Annotated in this window: 19 protein-coding genes; 3 read left to right on the top strand and 16 right to left on the bottom strand. The window is 71.0% G+C overall.

Annotation, left to right across the window (positions count from 1 at the left end; all coding sequences use genetic code 11):
• Nucleotides 1-31 precede the first annotated feature (31 nt).
• Entirely contained in the window at nt 32-490 is a 459-nt protein-coding gene (locus tag ACTFTM_RS00650) for a hypothetical protein (RefSeq protein ID WP_449563957.1), read from the bottom strand.
• A gap of 167 nt (nt 491-657) precedes the next feature.
• Complete coding sequence (locus ACTFTM_RS00645; protein ID WP_449563956.1) at nt 658-1,398, bottom strand: hypothetical protein; 741 nt, start codon at nt 1,396-1,398, stop codon at nt 658-660.
• Nucleotides 1,399-1,565: 167 nt separating this feature from the next.
• Between ACTFTM_RS00645 and ACTFTM_RS00640 the strand changes: the two genes are divergently transcribed.
• The gene (locus ACTFTM_RS00640) at nt 1,566-2,783 is read left to right on the top strand and encodes an arginine deiminase (protein WP_449563955.1); all 1,218 of its coding nucleotides are present in this window, start codon (nt 1,566-1,568) and stop codon (nt 2,781-2,783) included.
• Nucleotides 2,784-2,894: 111 nt separating this feature from the next.
• Here ACTFTM_RS00640 and ACTFTM_RS00635 read toward each other — a convergent pair whose 3' ends face one another.
• The 12 genes from ACTFTM_RS00635 to ACTFTM_RS00580 form a co-directional block, all read right to left on the bottom strand.
• Nucleotides 2,895-3,782 carry a DUF5926 family protein gene (locus ACTFTM_RS00635; protein WP_449563954.1) on the bottom strand — a complete coding sequence of 296 codons (888 nt, stop codon included), beginning with the start codon at nt 3,780-3,782 and terminating at the stop codon, nt 2,895-2,897.
• 102 nt (nt 3,783-3,884) lie between these two features.
• Nucleotides 3,885-4,286 (bottom strand): ATP-binding protein, encoded by a 402-nt coding sequence (locus tag ACTFTM_RS00630; RefSeq protein ID WP_449566500.1) that lies wholly within the window; start codon nt 4,284-4,286, stop codon nt 3,885-3,887.
• 60 nt (nt 4,287-4,346) lie between these two features.
• A complete protein-coding gene (locus ACTFTM_RS00625; RefSeq protein ID WP_449563953.1) occupies nt 4,347-5,801 on the bottom strand; it encodes a PAS domain-containing sensor histidine kinase in 1,455 nt (484 codons plus the stop codon).
• Nucleotides 5,802-5,884: 83 nt separating this feature from the next.
• Complete coding sequence (locus ACTFTM_RS00620; RefSeq protein ID WP_449563952.1) at nt 5,885-6,673, bottom strand: glycerophosphodiester phosphodiesterase; 789 nt, start codon at nt 6,671-6,673, stop codon at nt 5,885-5,887.
• Nucleotides 6,674-6,683: 10 nt separating this feature from the next.
• A complete protein-coding gene (locus ACTFTM_RS00615) occupies nt 6,684-7,019 on the bottom strand; it encodes a rhodanese-like domain-containing protein (RefSeq protein WP_355048654.1) in 336 nt (111 codons plus the stop codon).
• A 58-nt stretch (nt 7,020-7,077) separates the two neighbouring features.
• Nucleotides 7,078-7,992, bottom strand: a complete 915-nt coding sequence (locus ACTFTM_RS00610; protein ID WP_449563951.1) for an LCP family protein — start codon at nt 7,990-7,992, stop codon at nt 7,078-7,080.
• A 224-nt stretch (nt 7,993-8,216) separates the two neighbouring features.
• The gene (locus ACTFTM_RS00605) at nt 8,217-9,476 is read right to left on the bottom strand and encodes an LCP family protein (protein WP_449563950.1); all 1,260 of its coding nucleotides are present in this window, start codon (nt 9,474-9,476) and stop codon (nt 8,217-8,219) included.
• 181 nt (nt 9,477-9,657) lie between these two features.
• Nucleotides 9,658-10,881 (bottom strand): LCP family protein, encoded by a 1,224-nt coding sequence (locus ACTFTM_RS00600; protein ID WP_449563949.1) that lies wholly within the window; start codon nt 10,879-10,881, stop codon nt 9,658-9,660.
• A gap of 76 nt (nt 10,882-10,957) precedes the next feature.
• Nucleotides 10,958-11,935 carry an NAD-dependent epimerase/dehydratase family protein gene (locus ACTFTM_RS00595; protein ID WP_449563948.1) on the bottom strand — a complete coding sequence of 326 codons (978 nt, stop codon included), beginning with the start codon at nt 11,933-11,935 and terminating at the stop codon, nt 10,958-10,960.
• 81 nt (nt 11,936-12,016) lie between these two features.
• A complete protein-coding gene (locus ACTFTM_RS00590) occupies nt 12,017-13,708 on the bottom strand; it encodes a solute symporter family protein (RefSeq protein WP_449563947.1) in 1,692 nt (563 codons plus the stop codon).
• Nucleotides 13,686-14,051: a DUF485 domain-containing protein gene (locus tag ACTFTM_RS00585; RefSeq protein WP_449563946.1), complete on the bottom strand. Its 366-nt coding sequence runs from the start codon at nt 14,049-14,051 to the stop codon at nt 13,686-13,688. Before ACTFTM_RS00585 ends, ACTFTM_RS00590 begins: the two co-directional genes overlap by 23 nt.
• Before the next feature lie 175 nt (nt 14,052-14,226).
• Complete coding sequence (locus ACTFTM_RS00580; protein WP_449566499.1) at nt 14,227-14,979, bottom strand: flavin reductase family protein; 753 nt, start codon at nt 14,977-14,979, stop codon at nt 14,227-14,229.
• A gap of 445 nt (nt 14,980-15,424) precedes the next feature.
• Here ACTFTM_RS00580 and ACTFTM_RS00575 point away from each other — a divergent pair, with 445 nt between their 5' ends.
• A complete protein-coding gene (locus ACTFTM_RS00575; RefSeq protein ID WP_449563945.1) occupies nt 15,425-16,210 on the top strand; it encodes a helix-turn-helix domain-containing protein in 786 nt (261 codons plus the stop codon).
• Entirely contained in the window at nt 16,207-16,407 is a 201-nt protein-coding gene (locus ACTFTM_RS00570; protein ID WP_449563944.1) for a DUF397 domain-containing protein, read from the top strand. The genes ACTFTM_RS00575 and ACTFTM_RS00570 overlap by 4 nt, the downstream gene beginning before the upstream one ends.
• Here the strand turns inward: ACTFTM_RS00570 and ACTFTM_RS00565 are convergent.
• Together ACTFTM_RS00565 and ACTFTM_RS00560 are read right to left on the bottom strand one after the other, a co-directional pair.
• Nucleotides 16,404-18,116, bottom strand: a complete 1,713-nt coding sequence (locus ACTFTM_RS00565) for an ABC transporter permease (RefSeq protein ID WP_449563943.1) — start codon at nt 18,114-18,116, stop codon at nt 16,404-16,406. The genes ACTFTM_RS00570 and ACTFTM_RS00565 overlap by 4 nt on opposite strands.
• Nucleotides 18,101-18,865 (bottom strand): ABC transporter ATP-binding protein, encoded by a 765-nt coding sequence (locus tag ACTFTM_RS00560; RefSeq protein WP_449563942.1) that lies wholly within the window; start codon nt 18,863-18,865, stop codon nt 18,101-18,103. The genes ACTFTM_RS00565 and ACTFTM_RS00560 overlap by 16 nt, the downstream gene beginning before the upstream one ends.
• Between the last annotated feature and the right edge of the window lie 176 nt (nt 18,866-19,041).

Raw genomic sequence — 19,041 nt, 5'->3', positions numbered from 1 at the left:
GCGTGCGGCGAGCGCCACATCCCGCCGCAGGTCAGACCTCGGAGAAGAAGGTAAGCGAGCCCGCCACGGCCCCGTCGCAGAGCAGCGGGGTGGAGATCGCGTCGACCGTGGCGTCGGGGCTGCCGGTGGAGGCGGCCTGTACCCGCAGCAGGCCACGGGCGAGCCGGCCGGAGGAGAGCGCCAGCAGGGGCGGGATCTTGTCGATCTCGGCCTCGGTCAGCTCGCCCCGGTTGGCCGTGAAGTCGAGCAGGCGCAGGCCGCCGTCGAGCAGCGGCCGCCCGATCAGTCGGGCGGGCTCGCCCAGGCAGAGCAACTGGCAGCCGGCGGTGGAGATGGCCACCACGCGGGTGTCGGCGTCGATCAGCAGGCAGGGCTCGTCCGCCCGGCCGACGGTCGAGGACCACTGGCCGACATTGTCGAACTCGTGCTCTGTCGAGGCTCGCGCCGACGGCACGAACACTTCCGAGAGCGAGAGTTCGACGTGGGCCACCGCGCCTCCTATGTACAACGACGGACTGTCCACGCTAGCCGGTCGACGACGGATTCACCGAGCGAGCCGGGTCACCGCACCGCAGCGGAGAATCCTGGGCGGCCGGCGACGGCGCGGGAGCCGGTGGGTAGGTGGGGGACCGGGGCCGCGTGGCGTCGCCGGTGACGTTACCGGTGGTGGGCCGCCTTGTCAGCGGCCGTTCGGCCCTCCTCGTACCACCGGTAGTCGGCCGATGGACGGTACGTGCCGTTCAGCCAGGTGCTCGGGTGCTGTGCCACCCGTGCCAGCTTCTCGGCGGTGGTCGGGCTGATCCGGTTGCCACCGGCCACGAGGAGACGGTCCAGCTCCCGGTGGGTGGCCATGAGGCAGTCTTTCGGGAGGCCGTAGACGCTGATCACGCCGGAACCCACGAAGGTCAGCACGGGCGTCACCGGGATGGTCAGCCCCACCGCGTCGGAGAGGGCCTTGCTGGCGCGCTTGGCGTCCCGCCGGGCCTCGGTGACGTACGGGGGCCGCTTCCCGTTGATCTGCACGACGTCCCCGGCGACGAGCACCCGTGCCCGGCCGTGGTCGGCGATGGTCACCGCGAACAGGCCGCTCGGCCCGATGGCGAGGAAACCGGCACGGTCGTCCTGGGCGCGGTCGAGCAGGACGTCCGCCACGTCGGTGCGGGGCCACTCGATGACGTGCCAGGACGGCCCGAGGTGGTCGAGTTGACCGAGTGCCCGCGCGCCGGCCGCCTCCAGCCGACGGGCGCCCCGTTCGGCACGGCGGCGTCGGGCCCACTCGAGCGGTGTGGGGCGGACCGGTTCCAGAGCCCCCGGCGTCTCGACGCGGGGGTGGGGCACCGCGATGGGCGGCAGTGCCCGGGCGGTCGGTACGGCTCGTCGTGCGGGAAAGACAGTCATCGTCGTCGACCTCCGGCAAAAGGTCCCTCGAAGTTATCTCCTCACTACACTACGTTGCCACTGTGGGTGTTCGGCAAGCCGGAGCGCCGGAGTGACTGTGGATGAATGCCATATTCATCCACAGTTCTTTTCTCGGATGCCGCCAAACCCTGCCCTACGCTGCGGGGGTGACCCACTACGTCGACAGTGAAGTCGGCCGGCTCGGCACCGTTCTGCTGCACCGGCCCGGCCCGGAACTGGCCCGGCTCACCCCGCGCAACAACGACTCGCTCCTGTTCGACGCGATCCCCTGGGTCGGACGCGCCCAGGAGGAGCACGACGCCTTCGCGGCCGCCCTGCGCGAACGCGGGGTCGAGGTGCTCTACCTCGCCACCCTGCTGGCCGAGACGCTGGCCGTCGAGGACGCCCGCGCCGAACTGACCGAGCAGGTGCTGCGCTCGCGCCGCCTCGGCGACACGCTCCGCGCCCGGGTCGCCGAGCACCTCACCTACCTGGACCCGGTCGCGCTGGCCGACGTGCTCACCGCCGGGCTGGCCCACGAGGAACTGCGGATCAGTTCGGAGCGCCCCGGCGGGCTCGTCTACACCCTGATGGACCGGCACGACTTCGTCATCGACCCGCTGCCCAACCTGCTCTTCACCCGGGACTCATCGCTGTGGATCGGCGACCGGGTCGGTGTCACCAGCCTCGCCATGCCAGCCCGCCGGCGGGAGACCACCCTGACCGACGCCATCTACCGGCACCACCCACGGTTCGCCGGCACCGGGTTCGTCTACCGTCCCGACCTGGAACACCTGGAGGGCGGGGATGTCCTGCTGCTCGCACCGGGCGTGCTGGCGGTCGGCGTGGGCGAGCGGACCACCCCGGCGGGCGCGGAACGCCTCGGCCGGCAGGTCTTCGCCGCCGGTCTGGCCCACACCATCCTGGTGGTGCCGATCGCCCAGAAACGCGCCACGATGCACCTGGACACCGTCTGCACGATGGTCGACGTCGACGCCGTCCTGATGTATCCGAACATCGCCAGCACGCTCTCGGCGTACACCGTCATCGCCGGCGCGGACGGCGAGGACCCGCGGGTGGACGGCCCGGCGCCCTTCCTGCGGGCCGCCGCCGACGCGATGGACCTGGACCAGCTCCGGGTCATCGACACCGGCCTTGACCCGGTGACGGCGGAACGCGAGCAGTGGGACGACGGCAACAACACCCTCGCCCTCGCGCCCCGGCTCTGCGTCGGATACGAGCGCAACACCGAGACCAACGCGCAGTTGGAGCGGGCCGGCATCGAGGTCATCCCGATCGCCGGTTCGGAGTTGGGCTCGGGCCGGGGCGGCCCGCGCTGCATGTCCTGCCCCATCGTCCGCGAGCCGCTGCCCGCCCGCCGCTGAACCGGGCCACCCGCTGCCCGTGCACGGCTCAGCCGGGCCACCCGCTGCCCGTGCACGGCTGAGCCGGGCCACCCGCTGCCCGTGCACGGCCCTACGGGCAGCGGGCCCGGGTCAGCGCAGGGTGAGCTGGCGGCCGAGCAGCCCCTGGCGGGCACGCCGGCCGGCGGCGTCCAGCGCCTCGGTGCTGGCAAGGGCCTCCGCGTACCGCTTGGCGAACTGCGCGACCGGGTCCTCCCACTCGCCCGCCGGCGCCTTTTCGGGCAGGTCCCAGACGGGTACGAGCCGGCCGTGGGCGCGGAACATCCCGGCGAACTTGGTCTGGTCGCCGAGCGTCAGCGTGCCGGCCGCACCGAGCCGGGCCAGCGCGTCGAGGGCGGCGTCCTCGTCGTCCGGCAGCACCCAGCGCACGTGCGCCTTCTCGGGGACCTGGCACCAGTACGCGGCCTTCGCGGAGGTCATCCGCACGGTCGGGTAGATGGCGGCGTTCGCCCGCTCCAGGGACGCCTGGACGCTCGGATCGTCGGTCGCGCCGGGATCGAGCCAGAACTCGAACCCGTCGTGCATGGTGATCTCGAGCGGGCCGTCGACGAGGATGTCCTGAAGTCGGGGCCCGGGGCCGGGCAGCGGCGGTACGGACACCTGGCGGCCCGGCCCGGTACGCAGCGCGCAAAGGAGCGCCTCGGCCAGGTCCCGGGAGACGTCGCCGGACTGCTGGTGGCGCTGCAGACCGATGAGCACGTGGCCGTCCGGCTTGCTCACGGCCGGCGCGGCCATCGGAAGCACCGTGGCCAGGGTCGCCGACCGGTCCCCGAACTCCTCGACCAGGGCGGGCGCCAGTCGCAGCGGGGCGGACGCGGCGGGCACCAGCTCGCGCAGCGCGATCCACTCGGGCTCGTCGACCAGGCCCTCGAAGGGGCGCGGCACGAAGACGTCCCGCACCTTGTCCCGACGGGGAGTGGTGTCGGTGGCTGCTCGCTGGCTCTTTCGACGCTTGCTCACGGCGTCACAGCCTAGAGCCCTCGGCCCCGCACGGTGGCCCGGACCCGCCACCGCGACCTGCCGGATCGCCGCCCGGTCTCGACCGCCCTTGTGAAAGAGGCCCTAGTTCGCCACCAGCCGGGGAGTGGGGTCGAACTCCGCCCAGACGCGCTGGCCCATGCCGTCCCGCTCGACGCCCCAGCGGGTCGCCAGGCCGGCCACGATGTGCAGACCCCGCCCGTCCGCCGAGTCCAGGCCGGCGGTGCGGATGCGTGGGCCGGTGGCCGCGCCGCCGTCGGTCACCCGCAACTGGATCCGTGGGCCGTCGGCGGACGGCCGTAGCCGCCAGGCCACCCGGACCACGCCGCCGGGCAGCGGGCGGGCGTGCCGGACCGAGTTGCCCACCAGTTCGGCGAGCACCGCGATCAGGTCCGCGAGGAGCGCCGGGGATACGACGTTCGCCAGGTCGTCGGCGAGCCGATGCCGGGCGAGCCGTGCGCCGGCGGGATGGTGGGGAACCACCACGCACCACGCCCGATCCCTCGTCGCCGTCGCCACCGCCGCCTCCACGTCCCGCCCCGCTGGTCAACCGCGCGGTAGCCGCACCTCTGCGACCGTACCGCCGTCGGTCCTCGGACGTAGGGATACCCATCCATTCTGTTGTTCAACGATCCGGCGGACGAGATAGAGGCCGAGCCCTGCTCCGGGGTAGCCGCGCCGGTCACCGGACTCGCCCTGCCAGAACCGGTCGAACGCCCGTTCCACGTGCTCCGGGCGGATGCTGATGCCACGGTCACTCACCCGGAACGCGACCAACTGACCGTCGACCCCGGCCGTGATCTCGATGGGGGAGCCCGACGGCGAGTACTTGCCGGCGTTGGTCACCAGCTCGGTCAGGACGGTGGCCAGGCTGGGACGGTGGCCTAGCGCCTTGGGCAGGTCGACGGGCAGGCGAAGCGTCAGCCGGTGCCGCAGCTCCGCCGGCAGGTCCACGACCGCGGCGCGCAGGGCCGCACCGAGGTCGAACGGGGTGGGCGGCTCGTCCGCGGGCCCCGTCTCGGCCGCCGAGGAGAGCAGCCGGTCGACCAACCGGGCCAGCTCGTTGGCGCGCTGCCCGATCACCCGGGCGGCCTGCCGCCGGTCGCCGTCGGTCAGCGACTCCCAGTGGTCGGTGAGGGTGTCCGCGTACCCCTTGATGACGGTGACCGGCGTGCGTAGCTCGTGGCTGGTCACCGCGACGAACAGCTCCCGGTCGTGATCGCGGCGCTGCTGGTCGGTGATGTCGCGGAAGGTGACCACCCGCAGCGCGCCCGGGCCCGGCAGGTCGCCGGAGGTGATACGCAGCCAGCGTCCGTCCGGCAGCCGGTGGTCGCGGACCTGACCCGCGGGCGGCAGTGGGAACGGCAACGGCCGGTTCAGGGCCTGGTCCGTCGTGCGGCCGGTGACCTGGACGGCGGCCGGGTTCCACAGCCGGACGTGCCCGTCCCGGTCGACCACCGCGAGCCCGTCGGCGAGTGCCGCCACCACCGGTCCGTCGCCGTGCACCGGTAGTCCGCTCTGGTCGCCGTACATGTGGGCGACGCACGTGGCGAGGTACGCGATGACCCCCTGCTGTTCGGCGTCCGGCTCGTCGTCGCCCGGATAGAGGGCGTGCAGGCTGCCGACGGTGTGGCCGCCGATCTCGGCCCGGGACACCACCATCCGGCGAAGTCCGCTGCCGGCCAGTTCGGCGGCGAGCTTGCTGCTGAGGTCGGTCACCCGGACCTGGCTCACCCGGGGGCCGGAGAGCAGGCGGACCGTGTCCGGGTCGTCCGCCGGGAGCGGGCGGCCGAGCGCCCACTCCGCCGCGCCGGTGGCCGCGATCACCCGGCCGCCGGTCGGACCGAACTCGACGAACGCCATTCCGCTCGCGCGCAGCGCCGGTTGGGTCAACCGGAGAAGCTGGGTAAGGACCGGTAGGCCCGCGTCCCCTGCGTTGATCATCTCGATCACGACGGTGTGGCCGGCGAGAAGAGCGGGAAAATCGATACGCTCCGGCATGTGCCGAGTCTGCCCCGCCGGCCCGGCTTTCGGCACCCCCGGATGTCGGGTACGCGGCGGCTCGTTCGCCTCGACAGACCCGTTCAGCGGTCCCGCCGGGCCAGGACGCGCGACGGTCGGTCGGTGATGATCCCGTCCACCTCCTCGGCCAGCACCAACTCCACGTCGGCCGGCTCGTTGACCGTCCAGACGTACACCTGGTTGCCGGCGGCGCGCAGCGCGGGCAGCAGGTGGGGGCGGGCCCGGATCAGGCCGATACCCGGGCCGGCGATGCGGGCGCCGAACGGCAACCGGCCCAGCCGCAGCCAGGGCGGAAGCACCTCCAGCAGCAGCACCGTGGGCAGCGCCGGGGCCAACTCCCGGACCCGGCGTACGGCCAGCGGGGAGAACGACATGACGGTCACCTGGACCGGGTCGTCCGGCGCCGGGTCGTCCAGCCCGTACTGCCGCAGCAGGTCGATCAGCCGCCGCTCCACCAGCGAGCCGAAGCGGGACGGATGCTTCGTCTCCACGAGCAGCCGGACCGGCCGCCCGGCCGCGAGCACCGCGTCGAGCAGCCGGGCCAGGGTCAACAGCCGGGTGTGCGACTCGTCCGGCGGCAGGTCACCGCCCGGTGCGCTGGCCGGGTGCCACGACCCGAAGTCCAGCGCGTCCAATTCGGCGAGGGTCCGCGCGCTGACCAGCCCGCGACCGTTGCTCGTGCGGTCCAGCCGCCGGTCGTGTACGCAGACCAGGTGACCGTCCCGGGTCAGCCGGACGTCGCACTCCAGCCCGTCGGCGCCCTCGTCGAGGGCACGCAGGTACGCGGCGAGGGTGTGCTCCGGAAGGTCGTACGAGGCGCCGCGGTGCGCGAAGACCAGTGGCCCGCCCATCCCGCCCGCCTCAGATGACCTGGCCGGGCTGCCCGTTCGCGTCGACCACTGGCCGGCCGACCGCTGCCCACTGGCGCATCCCGCCGTCGGCGTTGCGCACCTGCCCCCAACCGTTGTTGATCAGGTAGGCGACGACCTGGGCGGATCGTCCGCCGGAGCGGCAGATGACGGCCACGTCCCGGTCGGTTGGCACCTCGGCCAGCCGCGCGGGCAGCTCCATCATCGGCAGGTGGTGTGCGGTGGGGGCGTGGCCGGCCGCCCATTCGTCGGCCTCCCGCACGTCGAGCAGGTAGGTGTCGTCGGCGATCTCGGTCACGGGCACGGTGGGAACCTGGGGTCCGAACACAGGAAGCAACACTAGATCCTCGGGGGCCGGATCGGCACCGACCCGGCCGTCGCCACGGTCACAACCGGGTCACCCAGCGCGGGTTGGCCTGCGCCCAGGCCGGTACGCGGGTGCCCCGGACCGCCTCGAACAGCCCGTCGCCCCCGTTGTCGAGGACCACGTACGAGACCTGGTCGATGGTCTGCGGCGACGAGGGCACCTGGACGCCGCGCATCCCGTCGGGCGGCAGCGCGCGGAGCGCGACGAGCAGGTCCTCCAGGGGTACGCCGTTGGTGTCGACGGTCAGCGAACCACCGACCGCCCGGAGCACCTGGTCCAGCTTCACCGGATTGTTGCGCAGGTCGGCGTCGCCGGCGCTGTCCAGCATCGCCCGCAGGAGTTGCTGCTGGTGGCGCTGCCGGTCGAAGTCGCCGTTGGGCAGGTCGTAGCGCTGCCGTACGTAGTCGAGCGCCTGTGCCCCGTCCATGCGCCGGCAGCCGGTCGGGAAGACCCGGTTGGTGTGGATCGAGCGCACCTCGGTGTCGACGCACATCTGCACCCCGCCGAGGAGGTCGATCACCTTCCGGAAGCCGGAGAAGTCGATCAGGGCGGCGCCGTCGAACCGGATGCCGGTGAGCCGGTTCAGTGTGCTCGAGAGCAGTCGGGTGCCGGCTGGTCCGCCGCCGCCATGCTCGTACGCGGCATTGATCTTGTCCGGGCCGCCGCCGAAGCCGTTCGCCGGCGGGATCGCCACCAGCAGGTCACGGGGGATGGAGACCAGGTAAGCCTCGTGCCGGCCGGCGGGCACGTGCACGATGAGGATGGTGTCCGAGCGCTGGTCCGGTTCGCTGCTGCCGGCGCGCCGGTCGGTGCCGATCAGCAGGTAGTTGAGCGCCCCGTCCAGGTCGGTCCGGTCGGTGCGGGCGTCGGCGTCGAGCAACTGCTCCTTGGTCACCGTACGGTCGTACCGGTGGGTCAGTGTCTTCAGGCCCACCGCGGCGAGCCCGGCCAGCAGGACGAGGGCCAGGCCGACGCCGAGCAGGAGGCGTGACCAGCGCTCGCGGCGCGACCCGGTCGGGCGTGCCCGGCCGGCCGCGTTCCGTCCCCACCTGGACGTGACCGCCTCCCCGCAGCCGATACGTGAACCTTGCTCACGTCAGGCTACGGTCAGTGACGGGACGGTCGCCGGGCTTTCCGCGACTTGGTTACACCGGGCCGTCACTTCCGCCCGGAGATCACCTCGGGGTGGGTGAAGACGAACTCGGCGAGCTTGTCCTGCTTGACCGCCTCGAACATCTCCATCGTCTCCGCGCTCAACGCCTCACGGTTGTTGCCGTTGCCGTTGAAGCTGCCGTTGTTGGTCTTCAACATGGTCAGCTCGTTCGCGGTGACGCCACGCATGGTGAAGATGAAGTTCTCGATCGGTACGCCGCCGGTGTCCAGAACGAAGGCCTTGCCGGCCGCCTTGATCAACGAGTTCATCTTGGCCGGGTTGGTCAGCATGCCGCCGTCGGTGGCCTTGCGGGCCATCGCCTTGATCAGTTGCTGCTGGTTCTGCTGCCGGTCGTAGTCGCCGCCGGGGAGGCCGTAGCGCTGCCGGGCGTAGTCGAGCGCGGCCCAGCCCTCCATCTCCTGGCAGCCCTTCTTGTGCACCACCGGGGTCATCGACTTGCCGGTCTTCTTGGCGTCGGCGTTCCACATCGGCTTGCCGTCGACGTACGACATGTGATGCGACTTGACCTCGTGGCTGACACAGATCTTGACCGTGCCCAGCGTGTCGATGACGTTCTTGAAGCCGCCGAAGTTGATGATCGCCGCGCCGTCGAAGCTGACCCCGGTGAGGCGCTTGATCGTCTGGGCCATCAGCTGGGCGCCACCCTCCCAGCCGCCGCCGTTGCGGGCACCGGCTTGGAACGCAGCATTGATCTTGTCGGTGCCGCCGGTGAAGCCGCTCTTCTTGAAGGGCGGGATCTGCGCCTCGGTGTCCCGCGGGATCGAGATCAGGTACGCCTGGTCGTGCGAGGCCGGGATGTGCAGGATGATGATGCTGTCCGACCGGACGTCGTCGGCGGCCCACCGCTCCCGCGCGTCCACGCCGAGCAGCAGCATGTCGATCGGGCCGTCCAGGCTCGCGCCGCCCTCGGCGTCGGTCTTGCCGGCGTCACCGAGCAGGTTGCGCTGGGCGATGTCGCCGGTGGCCTGACCGATCAGCACCTTCGAGCCGACGATCGCCACCCCGCTGCTGAGCATCAGCACCGCACCGAAGATCACGGTGAGGCGGGCCCAGAGCGGATCCTTGCGCCGGGGCCGCTTCTTCGCCGGCCCCTTACCGCCCGTCCGGCTGCCGCTGTCACCCGGCGGGCGACCGCCTGGACCACCGCCCGACCGGCCGGGCTGCACCGGTATGGACGCGGCGATGCGGCCGCTCTGTGCGGCGGATTTCGTGGACGGAGGGCGACGGCTGGCCTGAACCGGCATTCGTGCTCCAGCTCGTGATCAGGAGGGGGCGGCACCACTGTACGTACATCAATTCGACTTTGCGAGTTCATCTGGACTCAATTGGGACGACAGGTCCCGTCAACCGGGCGATCGGTCGTACTCGATCACCGAAACGGTGAGTCGGTCTCGCGTTGGGTGGACCGCCGTGCCATCCCTGCGCTCAGCCGCCGTCGGAGTTCTTCGGCGGGTTGGCCTTCACCCAGTCCGCCATGGTGTCCGCCGACATGGCCTTGTACATCGCGAGCGCCTTCTCCCGGTCCGAAACCACCACCGACTCGCCGTTGATCGTGTCGCTGCCCGAGTTCGGGCTGGTCAGGAATGTCAGGTTCTCCCCGCGCAGGTTGCGGAACTGCACCGCCATATCGGTCAACGAGAAACCCTGGTCGACGGTCACCGCCGCGGTCACCGACTTGAGGAAGTCGTTGAGCTTCTTCGGGTTCGCCAGGGTGCCGGTGCTCGCCGCCTTGTCCATCAGCGCCCGCAGGAACTCCTGCTGGTGGCGCATCCGGGCGAAGTCGCCCTCCGGGAACTGCTTGCGCTGCCGGATCCAGTCCAGCGCCTCCGCGCCGTCCATGTGGTTGGTGCCCTTGGTGAACGTCCGGTACGGCTTGTGGATCGAGGTGATCGTCCGCTCGACCTTCAGGTCCACCCCGCCCAGGGCGTCGGTGACCTCCTTGAACCCACCGAAGTCGATCGCCATGACGTGGTCGATCCGTACGTCGCTGAAGCACTCGACGGTACGGACCGCCAGCGGCAGGCCACCGAAGGCGAACGCGGCGTTGATCTTCGCGCGCTGGCCGGAGCCGCAGTCCGCGCCCGCGCTCTCCGGGATCGGCACGTACAGGTCACGCGGGATGGAGACCAGGTAAGCCTCCTGGTGGTCGGCGGGGATGTGCATCACGATGATCGTGTCGGCCCGCCACTTGCTCTTGCTGTCGACCGGCGCGTCCGGGTCCCGGGAGTCGCTGCCGACCAGCAGGATGTTCAACGCGCCGTCGACGGGCTTCGCCGGCCGACCGCCGGTGATCTCCGCGAAGGGGTCGGTGCGGGCCAGGTCGTTGTTGAGGTTGCGCGCGTACAGCCACGCGCCCAGGCCGCCGAGCAGCGCCAACACCAGCACCGTGATGCCGGCCACCAGGCCGATCCGTCCCCACCGCGGCCGTGGCCCACGCCGTCCCGACCCGCCGGAGCCACCCGGCCCGCCAGGTCCCGTCGGCCCCACCGGGCCGCCCGGACCTACCTGCCGGTCGTCGTGCGACGGGTACCAGCGCGCCTCGGCCGGACGCGCGCGTCCGGAGGCGCCCCGGTCGGGGCCGGGCACCGAGGCGCGTCCGGCGCTGCGGTGCAGGTACGGGTGGGGAACGCCGGCAGAGGTCCCTGACATGTAAGTCAGGGTACGTAGCGAGGGCCAGTGCCGCCCTCAGGCGACACTCAGCGACTGGCGGTCCGCCTCGAACCGGTTACCCTAGCCGCGCCCGGAAGTACTCGATCGTGCGTCGAAGGCCGTCTTCGGGCGCCACGGTCGGCTCGTATCCGAGCAGGTCACGGGCGAGGGTCAGGTCGGGGCGGCGCATCTCCGGGTCGTCGGCGCTGCGCGTGATGTACGTCACCTGCGAGCTGCTGTCGGAGAGCGACACGATCAACTCGGCGAGTTGACGCATGGACATCTCGTGTTCGGTGCCGCAGTTGACCGGGCCGGTCTCGGTCGAGTCGAGCAGCAGCAGGATGCCGCGCACCAGGTCCTCGACGAAGCAGATCGACCGGGTCTGGTTGCCGGTGCCGTGCACGGTGATCGGCTCGCCGCGCAGCGCCTGGGAGATGAAGGTGGGGATGGCGCGACCGTCGTCCGGGCGCATCCGCGGGCCGTACGTGTTGAAGATCCGCACGATCGCGGCGTCCAGCCCCCGGTAGCGGTGGTACGCCATCGTGGCCGCCTCGGAGAAGCGCTTCGCCTCGTCGTAGACGCTGCGGACGCCGATGGGGTTGACGTTGCCCCAGTAGGTCTCGCGCTGCGGGTGCTCCTTCGGGTCCCCGTACGCCTCGGAGGTGGAGGCCATCAGGAACCGGGCGCCGTCGGCGACCGCGCGGTCCAACAGGTGCAGGGTGCCCACCGAGCCGACCCGGAGGATCTCCACCGGTAGCTGGGCGAAGTCCGTGGGGCTGGCCGGGGAGGCCATGTGCAGGATCGCGTCGAAGCGCTCGGCCAGCGCGGGGTGGTGCGTCGGCAGCCCGTCGGAGATGTCCGCCTCGACCAGGGTGAAGGTTGGCCGGTCCAGCAGGTGGGCGACGTTCTCCTTGGAACCGGTGACGAAGTTGTCCAGTGCCACCACCGTGCAGCCCCGGGCGATCAGGGAGTCGACCAGGTGCGACGGGACGAAACCGGCGCCGCCGGTGACGAGAACGCGGTGACCGGAACCGAAGCGCTCAGCAACCTTCATGCCGGTCAGCCTACCGATCTCCCTGAACAGCGAGAGGCCCCCTGTGGACGCGTGGCGTCGACAGGGGGCCCAGCGCCTCGATCAGTGGGCGCCCGCGCCGGTGAGGGAGCGGACCTCCAGCTCGGCGTACTTGGCCTCGTCGTGCTCCTTCGAGATGAGCGTGCCGACGAACCCGCAGAGGAACCCGAACGGGATGGACAGGATGCCCGGGTTGGACAGCGGGAACCACTGCCAGTCGTGATCCGGGAACATCGACGTCGCTGCGCCCGACACGACCGGTGAGAAGAACACCAGCACCACGGCCGAGACCAGACCGCCGTAGATCGCCCACACCGCTCCGGAGGTGTTGAACCGCTTCCAGAACAGGCTGTAGAGGATCGCCGGCAGGTTGCCCGAGGCGGCGACCGCGAAGGCCAGCGCCACGAGGAACGCCACGTTGAGGTTCTGCGCGTAGATCGACAGCAGGATCGAGACCGCGCCGATGACCAGGGCGGAGATCCGGGCGACCCGTACCTCCTGGCGCTCGGACGTCTCGCCCTTCTTCAGGACGTTCGCGTAGAAGTCGTGGGCCAGGCTGGACGAGGAGGCCAGGGTCAACCCGGCGACCACGGCCAGGATGGTGGCGAAGGCGACCGCCGCGATGATCGCCAGCAGGGCTGCGCCACCCAGTTCACCGCCGAAGAACTCCAGGCCGAGCGCCTCGGCCAACTGCGGCGCGGCGGTGTTGCCGGCCTTGTCCTGTGCGGTGATCGCCGCACCGCCCACCATCGCCGCCGCGCCGAAGCCGAGGGCCAGGGTGAGCAGGTAGAAGGTGCCGATGATGCCGATGGCCCAGAGCACACTCTTACGGGCCGCCTTGGCGGTCGGCACGGTGTAGAAGCGGATCAGGATGTGCGGCAGACCGGCCGTGCCGAGCACCAGGGCGATGCCGAGCGAGAGCAGGTCCATCTTGTTGTAGAACGTCTGTTTGGCGTTTCCGGCGACCTCCACCCCGTACCGCAGGCCCGGTTCCAGGGTGGCCTGGCCCTTGCCGGAAGCCGCGGCGGCGGCGCCGAGCAGCTCGGACAGGTTGAAGTGGTACTTCGCCAGCACCAGCACGGTCATCAGCAGCGCGCCGCTCATCAGCAGGAACGCCTTGACGATCTGCACGTACGTGGTGCCCTTCATGCCACCCACGGTCACGTAGATGATCATCAGGGCGCCGACCATGATGATGGTCGCGACCTTGGCGGTGGCGGCGTCCATGCCGAGGAAGGTGGTGCCCGGCTTGATGCCGAGCAGCAGCGCGACCAGCGCGCCGGCCCCGACCATCTGGGCGAGCAGGTAGAAGATCGACACGGTGATGGTGGAGACGGCAGCCGCCGTACGCACCGGACGCTGCCGCATCCGGAACGCCAGCACGTCGGCCATCGTGTACCGGCCGGAGTTGCGCAGCAGTTCCGCGACCAGCAGGAGGGCGACGAGCCAGGCGACCAGGAAGCCGATCGAGTAGAGGAAGCCGTCGTAGCCGTACAGCGCGATGATGCCGGCGATGCCCAGGAACGAGGCGGCCGACATGTAGTCGCCGCCGATCGCCATGCCGTTCTGGAAACCGGAGAAGGAGCGGCCGCCCGCGTAGAAGTCGGTGGCCGTCTTGGTCTGCCGGCTGGCCCAGATGGTGATGCCCAGGGTCACCGCCACGAACACCAGGAACAGCGTGATGGTCAGGTTGCGGGCCGTGTGGTTCGTCGCGTCGGCCGCGAGGAGCAGGTCAGCCGCGTGGACCGTTGTCATGGGTCACCTCCCCGATCTCGGCACGGATGCGGTCGGCGACCGGGTCGATCTTCCGGTCCGCGTACCGGGAGTAGAGCCACGCGATCACGAACGTCGAGACGAACTGGAGCAGGCCGAAGATCAGCGCAACGTTGATGTTGCTGCCGAACAGCTTCGTGCCCATGAAGTCCCGGGCATAGGCGCAGAGAATGACGTAGAGCGCATACCACAGGAAGAACGCGACGGTCATCGGGAAGACGAAGCCGCGCAACGCGCGCCGCAACCCGGCGAACTCGTCTGACTGTTGTACTGCCAGGTACTTGTCCGGCTGGGAAGCGGTCGGCGCGGGTGTGTCCGTGGACATCTGTGGATCACCACCTTCACAGGCGTCGGGGGTAGTTGCGCGCACCGTAGGAGGCGCGCTCCCCGACGGGGAAGGTCGAGATCGATGCCGGTCGCCGACTGCGCCGAGCGGTTGGCTGGGTGCGCCGAGTGACCCAGGTCACCCCGGTGACCGGTTGGGCGTCGAGGGCCCCTGGTCAGCCCGGCAGCTCGTGGTATCGGCCCCGGTAGTGCAGCAGCGGGCTGGTGTCCCCGGTCAGGTCGACAGCCTCGATCGTGGCCTCCACCAGCAGGCCCCAGCCGTACTCACGGGCGGTGTCGAGCCGGCACCCCGCCCAGCCGCCGGCGTCGGACGGCACCGGCCCGTAGGGCGTGTCGGTCCACGAACCGCCGGCGAAGAGTCCTCCCGGCGCGGGGAAGAGGCCGGCGAAGCGGTCGGCGAGCTGCCGGTGCGGCGGGCCGAGCGGCGCGACGGCGAACCGACCCGTCCCCTCGACGGCCGCCCAGAGGTCGGACTCCGGGTCGATCAGTCCGAGCAGCCGGTCCGGCTCCCCCTCCGCGACCAGCGTCGACGACACCGTCAGGCCCGCCGGGCCGGGCGCCGTCCAGAGGGTCACCGGCGCGGCGAGCCGACCCCGCAGCCGGCGGGCCGGTGACCGCTGCCCGGTCGGCACCGCGAACGGGTCGGTGTGGTGGATCTCGGCGCCCGGCTCATGATTCACGTGAAACATTGTGCCGCCCCGGCCCCGCGCCCAACCGACGAAGCGCGCGTGCAGATCGGCCGGTCGCCCGTTCAGGCGGGCGAGTTGGTCGCCCGCCTCCGCCATCAGCGTGCCCAGGTAGAACAGCAGCGCCGTGCGGTCGTCCCGGTACTCGGCCAGCAACGCGAGCCGCGCCGGCTGGCAGGGCCACGGCGCGCCGCAGCCCCGACACCGCCACAGCGGTCGCATCGGCAGGTGCGGCCGACTCACCCCACACCTCCGGCGGCCCGGGGGAGGAAGTACCTCAGTGAGCGTGATGCCGGTGAGTCATCTTGATGCCTGTCAGGCATCACGCTCGTCGGGATGTCAGGTCCTCGGGCGCGTCGCGCCGCGCCGCCGCGTGCTGGCTCGATCGCGCCCGGCACGGCCGTCGCCGCCACGTTCCTCATCGAGTACGACCACCGCGTCCCGCCCCGACCAGGAATGAACCCGACCACGGCTGACCTCCTACCAGTCGACGAGGGCCGCCCCGATCGGGGGAATGACCGGGGCGGCCCGACGCAGGACCAGCCGTCGGGTCATCGCCTCCACCGGCCGGGCCGCGTGCTCTCCACCCTGGACGGCGCGGCGCGGACACGGGAGGATTCCAGGGCTTACTACGCAGCGCAGTCACGTACTTACCGGAGAGGTAAGGATGAACATCGAGATGTGGGTACGGGCGTTGAAGGCCGCCCGAGCCGGCGCCGACGTGTCCCAGGAAGCTCTGGCGACCCTGATCAGGTGGAGTCCGTCCACGGTGGCCGCCATCGAGACCGGCCGCCGCCGGCCGACGATGGAATTCGCGGTGGCCGCCGACGAAGCCCTGACCACCGGCGGCCTCCTCGCCGAACTCCTGTCGGCTGCCGATCGCCAGCGGCTACCCACATGGTTCGTCCCTTGGCGCCACCACGAGGAGCATGCGATTCGCCTCTGCGAATTCGAGCCCTGTCTGATTCCTGGTCTGCTGCAAACCGAGGACTACGCCCGAGCGGTGATCTCCGCCGGGGGCCTGAACCCTGCCGATGTGGTGGATGAGTTGGTCGGGGTTCGACTCGACCGGCAGCGGCTCTGGCAGCGCGCCGAGCCGCCCCAGTGCGTGTTCGTCCTGGACGAGGCTGCTCTGCGACGTCCGGTAGGCGGGCCGGAAGTGCTCGACGCGCAGCTTGGCCGACTGATGGAACTCGCCACCATGCCGAGCGTCAGGCTGCACATCGTCTCGCTCGACATCGGGGCCCACGTCGGGTTGACCGGTGGCTTCCTGCTCGCCGAACTGCCGGACGGGGAGCGGGTGACCTACGTGGAAGACGTCGCCCGAGGACACGTCATCGACGACCCGGACGTCGTGCGTCTGATAGGTCGGAAATGGGATAGCCTGCTCGGCGAAGCGCTGCCCACGAGCGCTTCGCTGGATCTGATCCGGAAGCTGAAGGTGACGCCATGACCCTTGCTCATCCGCGTTGGCGAACGTCGACCAGGTCCGGCGACACAGGTGGCGCGTGTGTCGAGGTGGCGGACAATCTGCCGGGTGTCGTGTTGGTGCGGGACAGCAAGGATCGGTCCGGCCCGGTGCTCACGTTCAGCCCGTCGGCCTGGACCGATTTCCTCGCCGCCCACTCAGCTCGCGGCCCGGTCGCCTAGCGCCGTGGCGTGACGGTGGCCAGCAGTTCCGGCTGACGCCGGTCCAGGACGTCACCGGCCAGGTACGCGCCGAGCAGAGCCGCGCCCAGCCCGTACGCCGTGCCGAGCGGGAGGGCCAGCCAGAGCCAGGCGTCGCCGAGCAGCGCGGCGGCCACCACCATCGGCACCGCGATGACTCCCGTGGTGATCATGGCGAGCAGGGTGAGCAGACCCTTCGCCATGCCCGCGCCGCTGTTCATGCCGAACGGGTTGCTCGTCTCCGGCAGCGAGTACGCCCCGAGCACCGACACGAAACTGCTCACCGCTAGCCCGGCGCCGTAGGTGGCGACCAGGCTGCCCACCATCAGCCCGATCCACTCCGGGCGGCTGAGCAGTATCGACAGCACCACCGAGACGAGCACCAGCAGCGGCAGGACGTACAGCGAGAACGCGGTCATCCGTGCACGCAGCTCAACCCGCCCGGGCACGCCGGCCACGACGTTCGCGGCGTACGCGCTGCCGTCGAAGCCGAACTGGTTGGCCAGGGTGACCGAGGCGAGTACGCCGACGAAGAGCAGCGAGATGGTGACCACGACCGGCGAGCTGTCCTTGGCCGCCGCCGTGAATCCACCGTTCTCGGGGGCCGCGAAGTCGCCGCCCATGACGTTGACCAGGACGGGCACGAAGATGCCGACCACCGCGATCGTGATCAGGTTCGCCCGGCGTCGCGCGTCCCGCCACCAGTAACGCGCCTCCCGGGCGACGAGCGCTCCGAAGCGGTCGCGTCGTACCCAGCTCGCGACGCGTGGGAACAGTTGGGCGACCGGAGCGCCGCTGACACCCCGCTGGGCCGGCGCGCGGCCGGCGGTCGCCGAGCCGACCATCGCCGACTCCAGCGACCGCGACCACCAGGCCAGCAGAGCGCCGATCGCCGCCGCCGTGATCAGCAGCTTGAGCGGGGCGGCCCACACCCGTCCCTGCGCCACGTCGATGCCGGCGGTCCAGGGGGCTCCGAGCGGTGTCCATCCCAGCACCGAGGCGGCACCGGTCAGGCGGTCCCAGTCCGCCTCACGGAGCGCGGCCAGGCCGAAGACCTGCAACGGGCCGAGCAGCGCGGCGGTCACCGCCAGCAGCACGGCAGCCAGGTCGCGTACCCGACGGGACCGCAGCATGCTGGCGAAGGCGCTGGTCACCGCCCGGCTCGCGGCCACGCAGAGCAACAACCCGCCGAGTACGCCGAGCACGGCCACCAGGCCCGCGGACCAACCGCCTAGCGCCCAGGCGGTCAGCACCAGCCCCAGCGAGGCGACCGTCACCGCCAGTACCGGAACGCTGACCAGCGCGGCGGCGAACAGGCCGACGACGAGGGTGCGGCGCGGCAGCGGCAGCAGCGCGAACCGGGCCGGGTCGAGTGTCTCGTCCACCCCGAAGAAGACAAGCGGCAGCAGCAGCCAACCGAGCACCAGCAGGCCCCCGCCGGCTGCCGCGACTAGCACGGCGTACTGACCGTTGCCCGCCAGGCCCGGCGCGGCGAACAGGAAAAAGCCACTGGCCGCGAACCAGAGACCGACCAGCGCCCCGCCGACGAACATCGCGATCCGCCAGCCCTGACCCCGGAAGTTGTTGCCCATCACCCGCAGCTTGAGCCGTACGAAGTGCCGCGCGGAGACCCTTCGCGCCGGGGCCTCGGGCGCGGTGGCCGCGGTGGCCCGGTTCACCGAGACAGCCATGACAACTCGTCACCGGTCGCGGTACGCCCGCCGACCACCTCGACGAAGACCTGTTCCAGTGACCGGTCGCCCCGGACGTCCGCGATCGTGCCGACCCGCTTGATGGTGCCCTGGGCCAGGATCGCCACGTGCGAGCACAACCGCTCGACGACCTCCATCACGTGACTGGAGAAGACCACCGTGCCGCCTCCGGCCGCGTACCGGGTGAGAATGTCGCGGATCAGCGCCGCCGACACCGGGTCGACCGCCTCGAACGGCTCGTCCAGCACCAGCACGCGGGGGCCGTGCAGCAACGCGCAGGCCAGGCCGATCTTCTTCTTCATGCCCGCCGAGTAGTCCACCACCAGCGTCCGGCCGGCGTCGCTGAGCGCCAGAACGTCCAGCAGCTCCGCGGCCCGCTGGTCGACCACCGCCGGGTCCATCCCCCGCAGCAGCCCGTGGTACGCCAGCAGTTCCGCGCCGCTGAGCCGGTCGAACAGCCGTACACCGTCGGGCATCACGCCGAGCAACTGCTTGGCCGTGACCGGATCGCGCCACACGTCCTGGCCGAGCACCCATGCCGAGCCGGCATCCGGCCGTAACAGGCCGACCGCCATCGAGAGGGTGGTGGTCTTGCCGGCGCCGTTCGGGCCGAGCAGTCCGTAGAAGGACCCGGCCGGTACGTCCAGGTCGACGCCGGCGACCGCGACCGTTCCGTCGAACCGCTTGGCCAGACCACGCAGCACGAGCGCGGGATGCTCACCAGTCATGGCCCGACGTTATCCGCCGACCGCCATATCCGCCGTCCGGCGACAGGCGGACGCGCGATCATCCCCGAGAGGTAGCCGCCCGGCTTGATCCACTCGTGTTCATTGATACAGCGGTATCCCGGCCGCCCGGACACCCCAATTTCAGAGACCTCGAGTGGATCAAGCCGCTTCCCGCG

The organism is Micromonospora sp. RB23 (genome assembly GCF_053585025.1).
This window is presented reverse-complemented; position numbering and strand designations above follow the sequence as displayed.

Excerpts from the sequence above, each read along its gene's own strand:
- ACTFTM_RS00645 (WP_449563956.1), bottom strand. The coding sequence starts at position 1,398 with ATGACTGTCTTTCCCGCACGACGAGCCGTACCGACCGCCCGGGCACTG.
- ACTFTM_RS00625 (WP_449563953.1), bottom strand. The coding sequence starts at position 5,801 with ATGCCGGAGCGTATCGATTTTCCCGCTCTTCTCGCCGGCCACACCGTC.
- ACTFTM_RS00620 (WP_449563952.1), bottom strand. The coding sequence starts at position 6,673 with ATGGGCGGGCCACTGGTCTTCGCGCACCGCGGCGCCTCGTACGACCTT.
- ACTFTM_RS00605 (WP_449563950.1), bottom strand. The coding sequence starts at position 9,476 with ATGCCGGTTCAGGCCAGCCGTCGCCCTCCGTCCACGAAATCCGCCGCA.
- ACTFTM_RS00600 (WP_449563949.1), bottom strand. The coding sequence starts at position 10,881 with ATGTCAGGGACCTCTGCCGGCGTTCCCCACCCGTACCTGCACCGCAGC.
- ACTFTM_RS00595 (WP_449563948.1), bottom strand. The coding sequence starts at position 11,935 with ATGAAGGTTGCTGAGCGCTTCGGTTCCGGTCACCGCGTTCTCGTCACC.
- ACTFTM_RS00590 (WP_449563947.1), bottom strand. The coding sequence starts at position 13,708 with ATGACAACGGTCCACGCGGCTGACCTGCTCCTCGCGGCCGACGCGACG.
- ACTFTM_RS00585 (WP_449563946.1), bottom strand. The coding sequence starts at position 14,051 with ATGTCCACGGACACACCCGCGCCGACCGCTTCCCAGCCGGACAAGTAC.
- ACTFTM_RS00580 (WP_449566499.1), bottom strand. The coding sequence starts at position 14,979 with ATGCGACCGCTGTGGCGGTGTCGGGGCTGCGGCGCGCCGTGGCCCTGC.
- ACTFTM_RS00575 (WP_449563945.1), top strand. The coding sequence starts at position 15,425 with ATGAACATCGAGATGTGGGTACGGGCGTTGAAGGCCGCCCGAGCCGGC.
- ACTFTM_RS00570 (WP_449563944.1), top strand. The coding sequence starts at position 16,207 with ATGACCCTTGCTCATCCGCGTTGGCGAACGTCGACCAGGTCCGGCGAC.
- ACTFTM_RS00565 (WP_449563943.1), bottom strand. The coding sequence starts at position 18,116 with ATGGCTGTCTCGGTGAACCGGGCCACCGCGGCCACCGCGCCCGAGGCC.
- ACTFTM_RS00560 (WP_449563942.1), bottom strand. The coding sequence starts at position 18,865 with ATGACTGGTGAGCATCCCGCGCTCGTGCTGCGTGGTCTGGCCAAGCGG.